Raw genomic sequence first — 3,150 nt, forward strand, 5'->3', positions numbered from 1 at the left:
CACCAGCGCTCCCCTCACTTTCACCATCACGGTGACGCCGGTCAACGACCCGCCCGTGGCCAACGACGACATGTTCACCGTCAGCCAGGGCAGCACGAACAACATCTTCGGCGTCCTGACCAACGACGCCGACATCGATGGCGGCCCGCTGACCATTCAAAACGTCAGCGACCCGCCCAACGGCGCGGCGGCAGCCACCAACGGCACCATCAGCTACACGCCCGACTTCGGCTTCAACAGCATGGACACTTTCACTTACCAGGCCTGCGACCCGGCGCCGCTCTGCGACACCGCCACCGTGACCGTAACCGTGACTCCGAATCTGCCGCCCAACGCCGTCGACGACATGGCCACAACCCTGGAAGACACCTTGGCCAACATCAGCGTCCTGGCCAACGACACCGACCCGGAGAATGACCCCCTCTCGATTTCGGGTTTCACACAGGGCGCCAACGGGATGGTGACCGACCCGGGAGGCGGCGTGCTGCGCTATACCCCCAACGCCAACTTCAATGGGATGGACTCTTTCACCTACACCATCGGCGACGGCATGGGGAACATGGACACCGCCACTGTGAACGTAACGGTAACGGCGGTGAATGATCCGCCCAGCTTCACCGGCGGGCCGGACGACGCCGTGGTCGAGGACGACATCCCGCGCGTGGTCGCCGGCTGGGCCAGCAACATCTCCGCCGGCCCGCCCGACGAGCAGGCCACGCAGACGCTGATGTTCGTCGTCACCAACAACACCAACCCGGCGCTGTTCTCGGCTGCGCCCGCCGTTGACGCCGCCGGCGGCGACCTGAGCTACACCACTGCGCTCAACGCCTTCGGCTCGGCGGACATCACGCTGGCGCTGATGGACAACGGCGGCACCGCCAACGGCGGCTCGGACTCGAGCGCCCCCTTCACCTTCACCATCACCGTCTTCGGCGTCAACGACGCCCCGGTGGCCGCGGACGACTTCCCGCCCGCCCTCGCCAGCACCGCGGGCCCGACCGTGCTCGACGTGCTCGCCAACGACACCGACGTCGACGGCGACCCGCTGACCATCAGCGCCGTCGGTTCGCCCGCCTGCGGCGCGGTGATGAACAACAGCACCTCGCTTACCTACACACCCACCCCCTCGGCCTCCGACTGTGCGGAGAGCTTCACCTACACCGCCAGCGACGGCCTCGGCGGCATGGACACCGCCACCGTCAGCTTCACCGTCCTGGGCAACGCGCCGCCCACCGCCGCCGACGATGCCTCCGCCACCAACGAAGACGCGTTCGTCGACATCAACGTCCTGGCCAACGACACCGACAGCGACGGTCCCAGCCCGCTCTCCATCAGCGGCTTCACGCAGGGGGCCAACGGCAGCGTCGCCAACCAGGGCGGCGGGGTGTTGCGCTACACCCCCAGCCCCAACTTCAACGGGATGGATTCCTTCACCTACGACGTGACGGATGGTGTCAGCACCGACACCGCCACCGTCAACCTGACCGTGACGGCGGTCAACGACCCGCCCAGCTTCACCGGCGGGCCCAACCAGACCGTGGCCGAAGACTCCGGCGCGCAGAGCGTGCCCGGCTGGGCCACCAACCTCAGCCCCGGCCCCGCCAACGAAGCCGGGCAGACCCTGAGCTTCACCGTCACCGGCAACACCAACGCGGCGCTGTTCTCGGCGGCGCCGGCGGTCAGCCCGACCGGCACGCTCACCTTTACTCCCGCCGCCAACGCCAGCGGCTCGGCCGACATCACGGTTGTGCTGATGGACAACGGCGGCACCGCCAACGGCGGCTCGAACTCGAGCCCCCCCTTCGCCTTCACCATCACCATCACCCCGGTCAACGACCCGCCCGTCATCGTCACGCTGACCAGCAACCCGGCCAGTCCCGCGCCAGCCACCAGCCCCAGCGGCGCATCGATTGCTTTCTCGGCGACCGCGACCGACGTGGACGGCGACACGCTGACCTTCGCCTGGAGCGGAGATTGCGGGACCTCCTCCGCGCAGGCTCCGACGCTCACTTGCCCCATCGGAATCAACACCGTCAACCTGACCGTGGACGACGGCAACAGCGGGGCCGACAACGACAGCATCGACGTGACCATCACCGACTACATGGTCGCGGCGCAGTGCCAGGGCGGGACGCCGCCGTGCAACAGCGCCACCATGGCCACCCTCTCCGCCGGGCAAGCGGTGAACTTCGACCTCACCGCCACCGGCGTCAACGGCACCTACAACGCCGGCATTACCTTCTCTTGCCAGGGCCTGCCGGCGCGGACCACATGCACCTTCACGCCGAGCAACTCCATCCCCAACGCCCCGCCCGGCGGCTCGACCATCACGCTGCGGATCCAGACCACGGCCCCAATCGTTGCCCAACTCGGAGCGCCGCACGAGCAACGCAGCTCGCCGCCGCCTATCTACGCGTTATGGATGGGCGTGCCGGGGCTGGCCCTATTCGGGGTGGTTCTGGCGGGCAGGCGAAGGAAGCACCGTACCTTGGGCACGCTCTGCCTGCTGGCGGTGGTTCTGGTGATGGGAGGAATGCTGGCCGGCTGCGGCGGCGGCGGCGACGTGGCTCCCACCTTCCGGCCCGGCACGCCCACCGGCAGCCACAGCATCACCGTGCGCGCCGCGGGCAGCGGCACGCTCGAGCACACGGTCAACCTGACCGTGGTCGTCCAGTAATCGGCGCGGAAGTGGAACCTATGGCGGAGCCGGCCTCTCCACCCTCAGGACGGATTTGCCCCGGCTGCAAAGGAAAGAAAGTCTTCCGCTCCCACCGCCGCGGCCTGCTGGAGCGCCTGCTGCTGCCGCTCCTCGGCCGCCGGCCCTACCGCTGCCACGACTGCGGCCACCGCTTCTACGCCTGGCGCTCCGGCCCCCGCCGCGGCCACGGCTAACTACCTCCAATGGACATGAAACGATTGCGGCTTGACTCCGCGCGTCGTAAGTGTACGATTTGCGGTTGGGGAGGGGGTCAATAACGTCCAGGCCCGCCGCATGGCGACTCAGATTTACACGCCAAAGACGGGGGAGTTTAAGTATGGCTCCCGAGTCGCGCCTTATCTGCTTCTGGTTTCGTTCGCCCTAGGCTTGTTCTACGTGATTTACTCGCTTCCGCGTTTCTTGCGTGGAGACCCGCAGATACTTCTCGCCTT

Annotated in this window: 1 protein-coding gene; it reads left to right on the plus strand. The window is 67.6% G+C overall.

Going from position 1 to position 3,150, the window contains the following annotated elements:
• On the plus strand, positions 1-2,677 hold a 2,677-nt coding region (locus ACRDSQ_RS19945), incomplete at its 5' end, for an Ig-like domain-containing protein (protein ID WP_431423144.1).
• Positions 2,678-3,150: the final 473 nt, after the last annotated feature.

The organism is Actinokineospora sp. (assembly GCF_050699995.1).
GTDB lineage: Bacteria > Actinomycetota > Actinomycetes > Mycobacteriales > Pseudonocardiaceae > Actinokineospora.